Below are 15,685 nucleotides of genomic sequence, written 5' to 3' on the forward strand. Positions count from 1 at the left end.
GCTCTCTCGTTCGCTCTGCTGGATCACTCAGGCCTGGACACCGAAGGGCAACGTGAACCGGACGTCGCCCTCGACGATGTCGCGCATGTCGGGAATGCCGTTGCGGAACTGGAGGGTCCGCTCGAGGCCCATACCGAACGCGAAGCCGCTGTACTCGTCGGGGTCGATTCCGCTGGCCCGCAGCACGTTCGGGTTGACCATGCCGCAGCCACCCCATTCCACCCAACCGGCGCCGCCCTTCTTGCCGGGGAACCACACGTCCACCTCCGCGGACGGTTCGGTGAACGGGAAGTAGTTGGGGCGCATACGAGTCCGCGTCTCCGGGCCGAACAGCGCCCGGGCGAAGGCGTCCAGGGTGCCGCGCAGGTGCGCCATCGTCAGACCCTTGTCGACGGCGAGACCCTCGATCTGCGAGAAGACCGGGGTGTGGGTGGCGTCGAGTTCGTCGGTGCGGAAGGTGCGGCCCGGGCACACGACGTAGATCGGCACCTCGCGCGAGAGCATCGTGCGCACCTGCACCGGCGAGGTGTGGGTGCGCAGCACCTGCCGCGACCCCTCGGGGGCGATGTGGAAGGTGTCCTGCATCGTGCGGGCCGGGTGATCCGGCAGGAAGTTCAGCGCGTCGAAGTTGAAGTGCTCGGTCTCGACCTCCGGCCCCTCCGCGACCTCCCAGCCCATCGCCACGAACACGTCGCTGACCTGCTCGGAGATGATGGTGATCGGATGCCGCGCGCCGGCGGGACGACGCCCCGCGGGCAGCGTCACGTCGATCGCCTCCGCGACCAGCACCGCGGCGTCGCGCTCGGCGAGCAGCACCTCGCGACGCGCGTCGTACGCGGCGGTCGCGCGGGTGCGAGCGGCGTTGACGCGCTTGCCCGCGTCGGCCTTCTCCTTGCCGGGCAGGGCGCCGAGCGCACGGCGGACCAGCGACAGCGGAGCCTTGTCACCGAGGTGGTCGATCTTCGCCTTCGCGAGCGCATCGAGGTCGGGAGCCGCGGCGAACGCCTGCTCCGCCGCGTCGGCGGCCGCGGCGAGCGACTCCTCGGTCAGCGCCTGGGCGTCGATGGTCGGTGCACTGTCGCCCTCGTTGTTGGCCACGGCTCGTCAAACTCCTCGTGTTCGGTCCTGCTCACGCGTTCTCGCAGATTCTAGGCGGTCGTCCCGGACGCCCGATGCTGCACCCGCGCGCTCGAGTACAGGCAGATCGCGGCCGCGGTCGCGAGGTTCAGGGACTCGGCCCGGCCGTGGATCGGGATTCGGACCCGGTGGTCCGCGCGCGCGGCGAGCGCCTCGTCCAGACCGTGCGCCTCGTTGCCGAACAGCCATGCCGTCGGCCGCGCCAGCAGGTCGTCGGCGTCGTCGAGGTCGACCTCGCCGTCCGCCGCGGTCGCGAGGACCTGCATCCCCGCTGCCGCGATGGCGTCCAGCACCGAGTCGACGTCACGTTCGCGCGCGATGGGGAGGTGGAACACACTGCCCGCGGACGACCGGACGCACTTGCCGTTGTGCGGGTCGACGCTGTCCCCGGCCAGGACCGTCGCGTCCGCTCCGACGGCGTCCGCGACCCGGATCACGGTGCCCGCATTGCCGGGGTCGTTGATCGCGACCGGTACGGCGAGCAGCCGGGGCGTTCCGGACAGCGCATCGGCCAACGGGACGTCGAGGGTTCGGCACACCGCGACCAGCCCGGGCGGCGTCACCGTGTCCCCGAGCGCCTTCGCCGCCCGATCCGTGATCGGCGACACCCGTACCCGGCCCTCGAGGGCGCGTTCGACGATGTCGGCGTGGCGGACGGCCGCGTCGGTGGTGACGAACAGCTCCTCCGCCCGACCGGTGTCGAGTGCGGCGGTCACCGAGTTCGCGCCCTCGGCGAGGAACCGCCCCGTCTTGCGCCGCTCGGCGCCGCGCTGCAGCTTGACAGCAGAAACGACCCGTGGAGTCCGCTCGGTGAACGGGTCCACGGGTCGTTCCTGGATCGGCTTGCTCAGGCCGCTTCCCCGGCGGGAGCGTTCACGTCGGCCGGCAGCGCGGCCTTCGCGACGGCGACGAGACCCGCGAACGCCTCGGCGTCGGAGACGGCGAGCTCGGCGAGGATCTTGCGGTCCACCTCGACACCCGCGGCCTTGAGGCCCTGGATGAAGCGGTTGTAGGTGATGTCGTTCGCGCGAGCGGCGGCGTTGATGCGCGAGATCCACAGCTTGCGGAAGTCGCCCTTGCGCGCGCGACGGTCACGGTAGGCGTAGGTCAGCGAGTGGAGCTGCTGCTCCTTGGCCTTGCGGTACAGGCGCGAGCGCTGGCCCCGGTAGCCGCTGGAGGCCTCGAGAACGGAACGGCGCTTCTTCTGGGCGTTGACTGCCCTCTTTACGCGTGCCACTGAAAAAATCCTGTCAATCGGTCGGGCGCGCGATATCCGCGCCCGAGGAGGGGGAAGAAGGTCGAATCAGATGCCGAGCAGGCGCTTGACGCGGGGCGCGTCCGCCTTGTCGACCACGGCGACACCGTCGAGACGGCGGGTGACCTTGGTGGCCTTGTGCTCGAGCAGGTGGCGGCGTCCGGCCTTCTGGCGCAGGATCTTTCCGCTGCCGGACACCTTGAATCGCTTCGCGGTGCCGCTGTGGCTCTTGTTCTTGGGCATGGGTCCTCGGTTTCCGTTTCTTCTACTGCTGCGTACTCGTGCGGTCTGTCAGCTCGCCGGCGGCGCGGGGTTCTCCGGCGTCGCGGGAGCGGGGGCGGCCGGTGCCGCGGGCGGCGCCGGCGGACGGCCACCGCTCTGGGCCTGCTCCTGGGCCTTGACCCGGGTCTTGGCACCCTTGTGCGGAGCCAGCACCATCGTCATGTTGCGGCCGTCCTGCTTCGCGGACGTCTCGATGAAACCGAGATCGGCGACATCGGCACCGAGACGCTGCAGCAGCCGGAAGCCCAGCTCGGGACGGGACTGCTCGCGACCACGGAACATGATCGTGACCTTGACCTTGGATCCGGCCTCGAGGAAGCGCACGACGTTGCGCTTCTTCGTCTCGTAGTCGTGATCGTCGATCTTGGGGCGAAGCTTCTGCTCCTTGATCACGGTCTGCTGCTGGTTCTTGCGCGATTCGCGCGCCTTCTGCGCGGCCTCGTACTTGAACTTGCCGTAGTCCATGATCTTGCACACCGGCGGACGCGCGTCGGGCGCGACCTCGACCAGGTCGAGGTCGGCATCCTGAGCCAAGCGGAGTGCATCTTCAACACGCACGATGCCGACCTGCTCACCGCCAGGTCCGACGAGTCGAACCTCGGGTACGCGGATGCGCTCGTTGATGCGAGTCTCAGTGCTGATGGGGCCTCCTAGGTAGAGCGGTGGTCGTCCTGACCGCCGGCAGCCCGTCTGCCCATTCCCCAACAAAAGAACCCCGGCTGGATGCTTCCAGGCGGGGTCCGATGTCGACCGATCGATGCTCAGCGACGCCGTCACGTTCTGCGCCGCACATCCCCTTGCGGGAACCCTGGTCCACGTACCCGAGCGGGAACTCGGACCAAGGTGACCGGAACCGTTGACCTGCGAAGACACTTCGCGGAACAGCGGTGGGAGTCGGACTCCACTTGCTGCCCCCGACGTCGTCAGGGGCGGTCGTGTATGGAAGTCTAGCAGCCATGACAGATGCATCGCACGCAGGGCACGAGGACACCGCAGGGATCGACGAGGATTCGGCGATCCGCGAGTTGGCGGACGTTCCCGCGGTCGAGGTCATCAGTCGCGCCGCGGTGATGCTGATGAGCTCGGCGGCCGAGAAGCTCGGCCTGTCCGCGCCCGAACCGGAGGACAGCCCCCACCTCGATCTCGACGAGGCCCGCCGCGTCATCACCGCCCTCGCCGGTCTGGTCACGGCCTCCGTCGAGTACCTCGGTCCGCACGCCGGACCCATCCGCGACGGCCTGCAGGCGCTCCAGCGCGCGTTCCGTGAGGCATCGGCCCACCCCGACGAGCCCGGCAAGGGCCCCGGCGAGAAGTACACCGGACCCGTGCACTGAGCGACCTCCACTCCGAATCCGACCGCCCGTCCGATGTGAGCCACCTCACAACGGGCGGGCGAACTCGTTTCACCGAATCCTGGACGGACGACCGTCCTGCTCCTGTACAAACATCGGCGAAAGCAGTGACGGGCACCACAGCACCGGCACGTTCCCCGAGGTGACGAGGGAAGCGGCACCGCGACTGTGTCACTGCGATCGGGAGATCGTCGTCGTGCCGTCGACCGACGCACGCCCGCAGCCGAGCGGGACACGGCAAGTGATCGATTCCGGCACCAACCGGCCGGCGGTGCGTGCGTTCGGCAGGATCACCACGCCATCACCAAGGAGACACCCATGCCCCATCCCGGCGACATCGACGGCCTCTTCGGATCCCTGGCCAACATCGTGAACTCGCTCATCGCAGGCTCCTCCGGGGGCGCCACCCCGCTCCCCGCCGTCACGACGTAGGCGGGCCGCACACGAACGACGGTGCGCCGGACCGAGATTCGGTCCGGCGCACCGTCGTGTCCACAGCCGACCCGCTCACACCTTGGCCGCGGCCCTGCGCGGCGCACGCCCCCGCTTCGCCGGGACGGGCGGAACGACGGGAGCTGCGGCGAGGACCTCCCGCAGGAATCGTCCCGTGTAGCTCTCCGGAACTGCCGCGATGTCCTCGGGCGTGCCCTGTGCCACGACGGTGCCACCGCCGGATCCGCCTTCCGGCCCCATGTCCACAATCCAGTCGGACGTCTTGATCACGTCGAGGTTGTGTTCGATGACGATGACGGTGTTGCCCTTGTCGACCAGCCCGTTCACCACACCGAGCAGCTTGCGGATGTCCTCGAAGTGCAGGCCCGTCGTCGGCTCGTCGAGGATGTACACCGTCCGCCCGGTCGAACGCTTCTGCAGCTCCGCCGCGAGCTTGACGCGCTGCGCCTCGCCGCCCGACAGGGTCGGTGCGGGCTGACCGAGCCGGACGTAGCCCAGACCCACGCGCACCAGCGTCTCGAGGTAGCGATGGATCGAGGTGATCGGCTCGAAGAACTCCGCGGCCTCCTCGATCGACATGTCGAGTACCTCGGCGATCGTCTTGCCCTTGTAGTGGACCTCGAGCGTTTCCCGGTTGTACCGGGCGCCGTGGCACACCTCGCACGGCACATAGACGTCCGGCAGGAAGTTCATCTCGATCTTCAGGGTGCCGTCTCCGGTGCACGCCTCACACCGGCCGCCCTTGACGTTGAACGAGAATCGGCCGGGCTGGTAACCGCGGACCTTCGCCTCCGTCGTCTGGGCGAACAGCGTGCGGATCTTGTCGAACACCCCCGTGTAGGTGGCGGCGTTGGAACGCGGGGTGCGGCCGATCGGCGACTGGTCCACCTGGACCAGCTTGTCCAGCTGGTCGAGCCCGTTGACCCTGGTGTGCCGGCCCGGCACCTGCCGCGCGCCGTTGAGCTTGTTCGCCATGACGGTCGCGAGAATGTCGTTGACGAGGGTCGACTTGCCCGAGCCGGACACCCCCGTCACGGAGGTCAGCACGCCGAGCGGGAAACTGACGTCGACGCCCTGGAGGTTGTGTTCCTTCGCGCCGACGACGGTGACCTGACGCTTCCTGTCCACCGCGCGCCGCACCAGCGGCACCTCGATCGTCGAACGACCCGAGAGGTAGGCCCCGGTCAGCGACTCCTCGCACGTCAGCAGTTCCTCGTACGGACCGCTGTGCACGACGCGACCGCCGTGCTCACCGGCGAGAGGTCCGATGTCGACGACCCAGTCCGAGGTCCGGATGGTGTCCTCGTCGTGCTCGACGACGATCAGGGTGTTGCCGAGGTCCCGCAGCCGGGTCAGCGTCTCGATCAGGCGACGGTTGTCACGCTGGTGCAGGCCGATGGACGGCTCGTCCAGCACGTACAGGACGCCGACGAGTCCCGAGCCGATCTGCGTGGCCAACCGGATCCGCTGCGCCTCGCCGCCGGACAGCGTCCCCGCGGCCCGGGCCAGCGAGAGGTACTCGAGACCCACGTCGAGCAGGAATCCCAGCCGCGCCTGCACCTCCTTGAGCACCTGCCCGGCGATCGCCTCCTCCCTGGTGCCGAGCGTGAGGGAGTCGAGGAACCGCGCGCACTCGGCGATCGAGAGCTCCGCGACCTGCGCGATCGACTTCGCACCGAACTCGCCCGCGGCGATCGTCACCGACAGGATCTCCGGCCGCAGCCTGGTCCCGTCGCACGCCGGGCACGGCACATCCCGCATGTAACCGTCGTAGCGTTCCTTCATCTGCTCGGACTCGGTCTGTTCGAGCCTGCGGTGCAGGAACGGCATCACGCCCTCGAACTCGGCGTAGTAGGACCGGGTGCGTCCGTACCGGTTCTTGTACTTGACGTGGACCTGGTGCTCACTGCCCTCGAGGACGGCGCGACGCGCCTTCACGGGAAGTTCCCGCCACGGCGCGTTCACGTCGAAGCCCATCGCGTCGGCCAGACCGGACAGCAGCCGGCCGAAGTACTCGGACGTCTGCCCCATCGACCACGGCGCGATCGCGCCGTCGGCCAGGCTCAGCTCGGGATCGGGGACCACGAGGTCCGGGTCGACCTCCTTTCGGATGCCGAGACCGGTGCACTCCGGGCAGGCTCCGTAGGGCGAGTTGAAGGAGAACGAGCGGGGTTCGAGGTCGTCGATCGCGAGTGGATGCCCGTTGGGGCAGGCGAGGTTCTCGGAGAACCGCCGCTCCCGATCGGGGGCGTCCTCGGCGCGGTCGACGAAGTCGAGCACCACGATGCCGTCCGCCAGGCGCAGCGCCGTCTCCACGGAATCGGTGAGTCGCTGCTTGGAGCTCGCCTTGACGGTCAGGCGGTCGACGACGACCTCGATGTCGTGCTTCTCCTGCTTCTTCAGCTTGGGCGGCGAGGTCAGCTGGTGCACGACACCGTCGACGCGGATGCGCGCGTAGCCCTGCGTGGTGAGCTGTTCGAACAGGTCGACGAACTCGCCCTTGCGGGTGCGCACGACGGGCGCGAGGACCTGGAACCGTGTGCCCTCCTCCATCGCGAGGACCTGGTCGACGATCTGCTGGGGCGTCTGCTTCGCGATCTGCTCGCCGCAGACCGGGCAGTGCGGGGTGCCCGCGCGGGCGTAGAGGAGCCGCAGGTAGTCGTAGACCTCGGTGATCGTCCCGACCGTCGACCGCGGGTTGCGGTTGGTCGACTTCTGGTCGATCGACACCGCCGGCGAGAGCCCCTCGATGAAGTCGACGTCCGGCTTGTCCATCTGGCCGAGGAACTGGCGGGCGTAGGCGGACAGCGACTCGACGTACCGACGCTGCCCCTCGGCGAAGATGGTGTCGAACGCGAGCGACGACTTGCCCGAGCCGGACAGTCCGGTGAAGACGATCAAACTGTCGCGGGGCAGGTCGATGTCGATCCCCCGCAAGTTGTGCTCACGCGCCCCTTGCACGATCAGGCGGTCCGCCACACTCTGTCCTTTCTCACCGCGCTCCGGCCCCGACACTTCTCGGTCGCCAACTTCTCGGTCGCCCACATGGTAGGCCGACGGTGTGACAGGGCTTCGGGTCCACACGACCGCCGCACCTCCGCCGGCGTCCATTTGGACACGACGCGGGCAACCGATCCGCCATCGACCCCGATCCGACGGTAGCCTCCCCTCATGGACGCGCAGCAGATGCGAATCGACGATCACTACACCGGAGTACTGGCGCAGGGCGCCGACCCGCAGCGCCGCACCATCGCGGACGCCACGATCACGAAGATCTCGGTGGGCCCGATGGACAACAACGCCTACCTGGTGGTCGACACCGGCACCGGGGAGTCGCTGCTGATCGACGCCGCGAACGAAGCGGACCGGCTCGGCCTGCTGCTCGCGACCGCGGCCCCCCACCTGGGTTCGATCGTCACCACCCACCAGCATCGCGACCACTGGCTCGCGCTCGCCGACGTCGCGGCCGCCACCGGTGCACCGACGATCGCCCATCCGCTGGACGCGCCCGCGCTCCCGGTGCCCCCGGCCCGCACGGTCACCGACGGCGACCTCGTCGAGGTGGGCCGGCTCGCACTCGAGGTGATCCACCTGTCCGGTCACACCGACGGGTCGATCGCATTGGCCCTCACCGATCCGGCGTCGGGCCAGGTCCACCTGTTCACCGGCGACTCGCTGTTCCCCGGCGGTGTCGGCAAGACCGCGGACGCGCAGAAGTTCGACACGCTCTACCACGACGTCACCACGAAGCTGTTCGAACGGTTCCCCGACGACACCGTCGTCTACCCCGGCCACGGCAAGGACACCACCCTCGGCGCCGAACGCCCGTTCCTCGCCGACTGGCAGGAGCGCGGCTGGTGAGCTGACGCACCACGTCCCACCGTGGCCCCGCCGAGTGAGAGGGACACGTGATGACCGAACCGATCACCGACCTGGACCACCGCTACAGTGCACCCGGCGCGGTCGCGGTGAGCTGGGAGTGGGCGCTGCAACTGGTGGTCGACGCCGGCATCTACTGGTTGACGACGGTGCGCAGCGACGGGCGTCCGCACGTGACGCCGCTGATCGGGGTCTGGATGGACGGGGCGCTGTTCTTCTGCACCGGTGTCGGGGAGCGGAAAGCACGCAACCTCGTGACCGACAGGGCCGTCGCGGTGACGACCGGGTCGAACTCCTACGCCGAGGGGTTCGACGTGGTCCTCGAGGGCACCGCCGAGGTGGTTCGCGACACGGCCACCCTGTACCGGGTGTCGGACGCGTACGTGTGGAAGTACGGCGAGCAGTGGCGATTCCACGTCACCGCGGAGGGATTCCGAGGCGGCGGCGGCCCGGCGGTGGTGTACCGGGTGGCCCCGGCGACCGCCTTCGGCTTCGGCCGCGACCCGTTCAGCCAGACACGCTGGCGCTTCGACGCCGGACGGCCCGGCGCTTCTGCGGACCGGAGCCCGGGCGACTAGACTCACTGGGCGCTTTTTGCCCTGACGATTCGCCCGAGGAGACCACTTGCCCGACGAGGCAGCCGCCCACATCGACCGCGAGCACGAACAGCAGTACGTCACCATGCTGTACGGGCGACTGGACGGTCTGCGCGAGTACGCGAAGAACCGACTCGCCACAGTGCTGTTGCAAACCGGAGGGACGCCACAGGCCCGCAGCGAACGCGAGTCGTTCACGCAGATGTACACGGAGGACATCGCGAAGTACGACGCGGCGGAGAACGGGCTCTGTTTCGGCCGGATCGACCTGGACACCGACGGCACGGGCGGCGACGGCACGGACGGCGACGCGCACCGGTACATCGGGCGGGTGGGCATCCTCGACGAGGACAACGACTTCGAGACCCTGCTGTTGGACTGGCGCGCGCCGTTGGCCCGGCCCTTCTACCTCGCCACCACCGCGTCACCCGAGGGCGTGACGCGACGCAGGCACATCCGCACACGCAGCCGCACCGTCACCGGCATCGGTGACGAGTACCTCGACCTCGCGGCGGCTCAGCACGCCGGCGTGGTCACCGACGACGGTGGTGTCGCGGGTGAGAGCGCCCTGCTGACCGCGTTGAACGCGGCTCGCACCGGGCAGATGACCGACATCGTCGAGACCATCCAGTCCGAGCAGGACGCGATCATCCGGTCGACGCACAAGTCGGTGATGGTGGTGCAGGGTGGGCCGGGTACCGGCAAGACGGCGGTCGCGCTGCACCGGGCGGCCTACCTGCTCTACACGTACCGCCAGCAGCTGGCGAAGGCGGGCGTGCTGATCATCGGACCGAACGCCACGTTCCTCGACTACATCGGCCAGGTCCTGCCCTCGCTCGGCGAAACCGGGGTGCTGCTCTCCACGATCGGCGATCTGTATCCGGGAGTCATTGCCACACAACATGATTCACTGGAGACGGGTGAGGTCAAGGGCTCGCTGGAAATGGTCTCGGTGCTCAAACAGGCCGTCCGCGACCGCCAGCTCGTACCCCGGAGCCCGGTGACCCTTCCGTTCGACACGTACACCGTCACCCTCGACCGCAAGATCGCCACGCGGGCCCGCGGCCGCGCTCGCTCGTCCCGCCGGCCGCACAACCTGGCCCGCCCGATCTTCGTCTCGTCGGTGATCGAGGCACTCGCCGACCAGTTCGCGGCGAACCTCGGCGCCAACGTGCTCGGTGGCGCGAACCTGCTCAGCCGCGACGACGTCGCCGACATCCGCGACGAGATGCGACAGGACGTCGAACTGATGGCGGCGATCGACGAGCTGTGGCCGCGGCTGACACCGCAGCAGGTGCTCAACGACCTGCTGCAGTCCACCGAACGGCTGGACTCCGCGGCGAGCGGACTCACCGCGGAGCAGCGGTCACTGCTGTACCGCGCGCGGCACACCGGTTTCAGCGCCGCGGACGCTCCCCTGCTCGACGAACTCGCGGAGCTGCTCGGCTTCGACGACGCCGCCGAACGGGAGCGGGCGGCGCGACAGTGGCGGGCGCAGATCGCCGACGCGCAGGGCGCACTGGACATCCTGACCGGCTCGGCACCCCAGGACCTCGAGGACGACCTCGACCCCGAGATCCTGATGGCCTACGACCTGATCGACGCCAGCACCCTCGCGCAACGTCAGGACATGCGCCAGCAGTTGACCGCAGCGGAACGCGCGGCCGCCGACCGGACCTGGACGTTCGGCCACGTCATCGTCGACGAGGCGCAGGAGCTGTCCGCGATGGCATGGCGAATGTTGATGCGGCGCATCCCGAATCGGTGGATGACCCTGGTCGGTGACACCGCCCAGACCGGCGACCCGGCAGGCAGCTCGTCGTGGCAGACGGCGCTCGAGCCGTACGTCGCGAACCGCTGGAAACTGACCGAGCTGACGGTCAACTACCGCACCCCGTCGGAGATCATGGCCGTCGCCCAGGACGTGCTCGGGGAACTGGATCCGTCGCAGTCGGTGCCGCGCTCCGTCCGTGATTCCGGGCATCAGCCGTGGGCACACCGGGTCGGCGACGACGAGGTGGCCGCCGAGGTCCGCCGGCGCGTCGCCGCGGAGACCGGGCCCGGGCTGGTGGCCGTCCTCACGAGCGAGGCCGATGTCGAGGAGTTCAAGGACCTGCACGGCGACTCGGTGAGCGTGCTGTCGGTGCGCGAGGCCAAGGGCCTCGAATTCGACGTGGTGATCATCGTCGAGCCCGAGCGCATCGTGAAGACGTCGCCGCGCGGCATGAACGACCTCTACGTCGCGCTCACCCGCGCCACCCAGCGTCTCGGCGTCGTGCACGCCCGGCCCTTGCCGGAATCGTTGTCGAAACTGACTGTCGTGCAGTAGAAGTCGCTCGCGTGCGTCGATCCGACGCACGCGAGCGGTCGAGGTCAGCGGACGGTGTGGACGATCAGCACGTCGCACGTGGACTTGCGGGCGGCATCCGACGGCACCGAGCCGAGCAGGCGCCCCGTCAGGGTGTTCAGGCCCCGGTTGCCGACGACGAGCAGGTCCGCGTCGAGTTCGTCGACCAGCGCGAGCAGCGAGTCGACCGGCGCACCCACGACGGCACGTTCGACGACCGCGGTCGCCCCCGCCTGCTGCGCACGCTCCCGTGCGGTCCGCAGGATCTCGTAGGTGGGGGCGGAACCGGTGACCTGGTAGGCGTCCTCGCGCAGCGTGTCCTGTGCCGCCTCGATGTCCTTCGGGTCCGCGGGGTGGTACGCGCAGGCGATGACGAGCTTCGCGCCGGCGTCCGCGGCGAGCGACGCGGCCTTGTCCACGGCCTTCAACGACGAATCCGAGCCATCGGTCCCCACAACGATGGTGCGGTAGGCAGTCATTCGGTCCTCCGGTATCTCGATCGCGCCACCACCACGGTGGTGGCTGTGGTCGGGGCCGCTCACCGACACCTCACCGCATCGGACACCCGGCCGCTCGGAAGAACCCTAGTCGGATCGCCGCTCTCCGCGTGGGAATTGCGTCGGGAGCCACAGGCACCGTGTCTGGTTTGATTGGATCTCATGTCCCTCCCCCGCCCGCGCCGGCCTCGAGTCCTCGCCGCGCTGGTCACGGCGTTGATCGCGCTGGCCGTCGCGGTCACGGCCCTGGTCGGGGTGTCCGACCGAGCACCCGACGTCTCGGCGCAGGACGTGACGATCACCGCACCGGATTCTCCCGGCGCTCTCGATTCCGTGCGCCTCGACGCCCGGCTGTACCTTCCGGAGCGAACCCCGGCGCCGGCGGTCCTGCTCGCCCACGGATTCGGCGGATCCAAGGACTCGCTCGCAGCCCAGGCCACCGACCTCGCCGCGGACGGCTTCGTCGTCCTCACCTACAGTGCCCGCGGATTCGGCGCGAGCACCGGGTCGATCTCCCTCAACGACCCCGATCGGGAGGTCGCCGACGCCCGCGTACTGGTCGACTGGCTCGCGGCCCGACCGGAAGTCCACCCGGACGGCCCGGGCGATCCGAGGATCGGAGTGACCGGCGCCTCCTACGGCGGCGCGCTGGCGCTGATGCTCGCGGGCACCGACCCGCGCATCGACGCGGTCGCGGCGGCGATCACCTGGAACGACCTGGGACAGGCACTCTTCCCGAACTACGGCAGGCCCGTCGACACCACCACACCCACCACTCCGGCGCCCACGACCCCGGCGGCCGCCGAGTACGGCGGCCCGGGCGTCCTCAAACGCGGCTGGGCGGGCGTGTTCTTCGGCGCGGGTGTCACCGGCCCGGCGGACACAGCAGCAGACGCACCGAGCGCACCGAACCCGTGCGGCCGGTTCGCGCCGTCGATCTGCCTCGGCTACACCGCGGCAGCGGAAACCGGCATCCCCACCCCCGAGCTGTTGGCGCTGCTGCGCTCGCACTCACCGGCGGCGGTCGCGGATCGCATCACCGCGCCCACCCTCCTGGTCCAGGGCCAACAGGACACCCTCTTCGGTCTCGACCAGGCCGACGCGACAGCCCGGCAGATCGCCGCCACCGGAACCCCGGTTCAGGTGCGCTGGTTCCCCGGAGGGCACGACGGCGGCGGCGACTCCGCCGGCAGCCGCAACGCGGTGGCGCGATTCCTGTCCGATCGACTCCGGGACACCGACGACACCGCGTCGGAACCGACCGACGAACTGCCCTTCGTCTTCACCCTGCCCGGAACGCAGACCGACCAGAATCCCCCGTCCTCACGGCGGATGACGTCGCCCCGCTACCCCGGCCTGACCGCGTCGTCGGCACCGACGCCCCGGGAACGGCTCGACCTCTCCGGACCGCCGCAGACCGTCGACCGTCCCCCCGGGGCGTCACCGGCCGCGCTGTCGTCGGTCCCCGGACTCGGCAGCGCCGGCAGCCTGCTCGGTGCAGTCGACCCGGCCCTCGCGGCGGCCACGGACCCGCCGGGACAGACGGCACGCTTCGCGACCGATCCCCTGAGCCGGCCGCTGATCGTCACCGGCACCTCCACCGTGTCGCTGACGGTCACCGCGACCGCGGAGCCCGACGAGACGGTGCTGTTCGCCAAACTGTTCGACGTCGGCCCGGACGGCAGGCACGTCCTGCCGGGCGGCGCCGTCTCCGCCGTCCGGCTACCCGACGTACCCGCCGGGCAACCCGTTGCGGTGACCGTGACGCTTCCCGCCATCTCGTACCAGGTGCCCGAGGGCCACCACATCGAACTGGCCGTCACCACCACCGACCAGGCGTACGCCACACCGCTGTCCCCCGCTCGGTTCACCGTGGCGCTCACCGACACCGCACTGTCGGTGCCGAGTGTCACCGCGACCACGGCCAGTCGGGCCCTGCCGCTGGCGCCACTGATCGGAATCGGCGTGATCCTGGCCGGAGTGGCCGCACTCGTGACCGTCTCCACCGTGCGCTCGCGTCGGCGCGCCGTCGCCGAGGTCGACCCGGACCTGATCGACGTCCCACTCGTCGTGACCGGCCTCCGCAAAACCTACGCCAACGGCTTCCGTGCCGTCGACGGCGTCGACTTCACCGTCCGACGCGGCCAGGTCCTCGGACTCCTCGGCCCCAACGGGGCAGGCAAGACCACCACGCTGCGGATGCTGATGGGGCTGATCACCCCCACCGACGGCGAGATCCGGGTCTTCGGACACCGGGTGACGCCGGGCGCCCCGGTACTCTCCCGACTCGGCTCCTTCGTCGAAGGATCCGGACTGCTGCCGCACCTGAGCGGAATCGACAACCTCCGCCTGTACTGGGAGGCCACCGGCCGCCCCACCGAGGAAGCGCGGATGGACGAAGCACTCGCGATCGCCGACCTCGGCGACGCCGTGCACCGCAAGGTCCGGTCCTACAGTCAGGGCATGCGGCAGCGCCTCGCGCTCGCCCAGGCGATGCTCGGCCTGCCCGACCTGATGGTGCTCGACGAACCCACCAACGGACTCGACCCACCGCAGATCCGGACGATGCGGGACGTCCTGGTGAACTACGCCCGCACCGGCCGCACCGTCCTGGTGTCGAGTCACCTACTCGCTGAAGTCGAGCAGACCTGCACCGACGTGGTGGTGATGAACCACGGCCAGGTGATCGCCGCGGGCAGCGTCGAGGAGTTCACCTCGGCACAGGGCGCCACCGAACTGCGGGTCGACGACGCGGACGCCGCCGCGGACGCGATCGCAGACCTGCCCTGCGACGTGCACCGGATCGACGACGAACGACTGCGCGTGGACCTCGGCGCCGGTGATCCCGCAGACCTCGTTCGCACACTGGTGGGCGCAGGCATCGCAGTGCGGCGCGTCGCACAGATCACCCGACTCGAGGACGTCTTCCTGCGATTGGTCCACACATCCGACCACCGCGACAAGCCGAACCCCACCGACCACCGCGACAAGCCGCACCGACAGGAGGCGCCGTGACCGCGGACGAATCGACCATCCCCGCCGACGGGCGCGCTCCCGGCTACCGCGCACGGCACACACTCCCGCTGCGGACGGAGCTGGTCCGCCAGAGCAAACGTCGCCGCACCCACCTCGCCCTGGGGTTCCTCGCCGCGCTGCCCGCGATCCTGGTGCTGGCGTTCACGATCGGAGGAACCGAAACCTCATCCGGCACAACGAATCTGATCGACCTCGCCACCAGCGGCGGGGTGAACTTCACCGTGTTCACCCTGCTGATGTCGGTCGGGTTCCTGCTGATCGTGGTGGTCGCACTGTTCTTCGGCGACGCCGTGGCGAGCGAGGCGTCCTGGTCGTCCCTGCGCTACCTGCTGGCCGTACCCATTCCCCGGAGCCGGTTGCTGCAGCAGAAGGCGATCGTCTCCGCATTGCTGTCGGTGGGTGCGCTGATGCTGCTGTTCGCGGTGGCGTTGGCGATCGGCACCGCCGTCTACGGCGCCGGACCCCTGGTCACCCCGTTCGGTGATTCCCTCGGGTACGGGAAGGCGGTCGGTCGCCTCGCGCTCGCGCTGCTGTACATCGCGGTGAACCTGACCTGGGTCGCCGGTCTGGCGCTGCTGCTGTCGGTGCTCACCGACGCACCGCTCGGCGCGGTCGGCGGAGCGGTGATGGTGTCGATCCTGGTGCAGATCCTCGACCAGATCACCGCCCTCGGCTCCTGGCGGGACTACCTGCCCGGACACTTCTCGTTCGCGTGGTCGCGTCTGCTCGCCCCGACCGTCGACTGGCACGACATCGTGATCGGCTCGTTCTCGGCGCTCGCCTACGGCACCGTGTTCGCGGTGATCGCGTGGCAACGGTTCGCCGTCAAGGACGTCACCAGCTGAGGGGAC

General features: G+C 69.5%; 13 protein-coding genes. 6 read left to right on the forward strand and 7 right to left on the reverse strand.

The window, feature by feature from the left end; translation table 11 throughout:
- Positions 1-27: 27 nt before the first annotated feature.
- The 5 genes from pheS to infC form a co-directional block, all read right to left on the reverse strand.
- Complete coding sequence (pheS, locus tag ACFYVR_RS20960; protein ID WP_387476724.1) at positions 28-1,098, reverse strand: phenylalanine--tRNA ligase subunit alpha; 1,071 nt, start codon at positions 1,096-1,098, stop codon at positions 28-30.
- Between the two features lie 50 nt (positions 1,099-1,148).
- Complete coding sequence (locus tag ACFYVR_RS20965; protein ID WP_387476726.1) at positions 1,149-1,961, reverse strand: TrmH family RNA methyltransferase; 813 nt, start codon at positions 1,959-1,961, stop codon at positions 1,149-1,151.
- Between the two features lie 23 nt (positions 1,962-1,984).
- Positions 1,985-2,374 (reverse strand): 50S ribosomal protein L20, encoded by a 390-nt coding sequence (gene rplT, locus ACFYVR_RS20970; RefSeq protein WP_387476728.1) that lies wholly within the window; start codon positions 2,372-2,374, stop codon positions 1,985-1,987.
- Positions 2,375-2,440: 66 nt separating this feature from the next.
- Entirely contained in the window at positions 2,441-2,635 is a 195-nt protein-coding gene (gene rpmI, locus ACFYVR_RS20975; RefSeq protein WP_387476730.1) for a 50S ribosomal protein L35, read from the reverse strand.
- A 48-nt stretch (positions 2,636-2,683) separates the two neighbouring features.
- Positions 2,684-3,379, reverse strand: coding sequence for a translation initiation factor IF-3 (gene infC / locus ACFYVR_RS20980; protein ID WP_387476861.1), 696 nt, complete (start codon positions 3,377-3,379; stop codon positions 2,684-2,686).
- Positions 3,380-3,630: 251 nt separating this feature from the next.
- Here infC and ACFYVR_RS20985 point away from each other — a divergent pair, with 251 nt between their 5' ends.
- Positions 3,631-4,008 (forward strand): DUF1844 domain-containing protein, encoded by a 378-nt coding sequence (locus ACFYVR_RS20985; protein WP_387476732.1) that lies wholly within the window; start codon positions 3,631-3,633, stop codon positions 4,006-4,008.
- A 525-nt stretch (positions 4,009-4,533) separates the two neighbouring features.
- Here the strand turns inward: ACFYVR_RS20985 and uvrA are convergent.
- Positions 4,534-7,458, reverse strand: coding sequence for an excinuclease ABC subunit UvrA (gene uvrA, locus ACFYVR_RS20990; protein ID WP_387476734.1), 2,925 nt, complete (start codon positions 7,456-7,458; stop codon positions 4,534-4,536).
- Between the two features lie 192 nt (positions 7,459-7,650).
- Here uvrA and ACFYVR_RS20995 point away from each other — a divergent pair, with 192 nt between their 5' ends.
- From ACFYVR_RS20995 to ACFYVR_RS21005, 3 genes are read left to right on the forward strand one after another with little or no spacing between them, the layout of a single operon-like run.
- On the forward strand, positions 7,651-8,340 hold the full coding sequence (locus ACFYVR_RS20995; protein WP_387476736.1) for an MBL fold metallo-hydrolase: 690 nt from the start codon (positions 7,651-7,653) through the stop codon (positions 8,338-8,340).
- Between the two features lie 50 nt (positions 8,341-8,390).
- Positions 8,391-8,936, forward strand: a complete 546-nt coding sequence (locus ACFYVR_RS21000) for a pyridoxamine 5'-phosphate oxidase family protein (RefSeq protein WP_387476738.1) — start codon at positions 8,391-8,393, stop codon at positions 8,934-8,936.
- A gap of 46 nt (positions 8,937-8,982) precedes the next feature.
- Entirely contained in the window at positions 8,983-11,283 is a 2,301-nt protein-coding gene (locus tag ACFYVR_RS21005; protein WP_387476740.1) for a HelD family protein, read from the forward strand.
- Positions 11,284-11,327: 44 nt separating this feature from the next.
- Here the strand turns inward: ACFYVR_RS21005 and ACFYVR_RS21010 are convergent, their stop codons facing one another.
- Positions 11,328-11,780, reverse strand: a complete 453-nt coding sequence (locus tag ACFYVR_RS21010; protein WP_387476863.1) for a universal stress protein — start codon at positions 11,778-11,780, stop codon at positions 11,328-11,330.
- Between the two features lie 180 nt (positions 11,781-11,960).
- Between ACFYVR_RS21010 and ACFYVR_RS21015 the strand changes: the two genes are divergently transcribed.
- Together ACFYVR_RS21015 and ACFYVR_RS21020 are read left to right on the forward strand one after the other, a co-directional pair.
- Entirely contained in the window at positions 11,961-14,813 is a 2,853-nt protein-coding gene (locus ACFYVR_RS21015; protein WP_387476742.1) for an alpha/beta fold hydrolase, read from the forward strand.
- Complete coding sequence (locus ACFYVR_RS21020) at positions 14,810-15,679, forward strand: ABC transporter permease (protein ID WP_387476744.1); 870 nt, start codon at positions 14,810-14,812, stop codon at positions 15,677-15,679. Before ACFYVR_RS21015 ends, ACFYVR_RS21020 begins: the two co-directional genes overlap by 4 nt.
- Positions 15,680-15,685: the final 6 nt, after the last annotated feature.

The organism is Rhodococcus sp. NPDC003318 (assembly GCF_042879035.1).
Lineage (GTDB): Bacteria > Actinomycetota > Actinomycetes > Mycobacteriales > Mycobacteriaceae > Rhodococcus_G.

What these genes read in the sequence shown, in the direction of transcription:
- rpmI (WP_387476730.1), bottom strand. Translation starts at nt 2,635, where the DNA reads ATGCCCAAGAACAAGAGCCACAGCGGCACCGCGAAGCGATTCAAGGTG.
- ACFYVR_RS20985 (WP_387476732.1), top strand. Translation starts at nt 3,631, where the DNA reads ATGACAGATGCATCGCACGCAGGGCACGAGGACACCGCAGGGATCGAC.
- ACFYVR_RS20995 (WP_387476736.1), top strand. Translation starts at nt 7,651, where the DNA reads ATGGACGCGCAGCAGATGCGAATCGACGATCACTACACCGGAGTACTG.
- ACFYVR_RS21000 (WP_387476738.1), top strand. Translation starts at nt 8,391, where the DNA reads ATGACCGAACCGATCACCGACCTGGACCACCGCTACAGTGCACCCGGC.
- ACFYVR_RS21010 (WP_387476863.1), bottom strand. Translation starts at nt 11,780, where the DNA reads ATGACTGCCTACCGCACCATCGTTGTGGGGACCGATGGCTCGGATTCG.
- ACFYVR_RS21015 (WP_387476742.1), top strand. Translation starts at nt 11,961, where the DNA reads ATGTCCCTCCCCCGCCCGCGCCGGCCTCGAGTCCTCGCCGCGCTGGTC.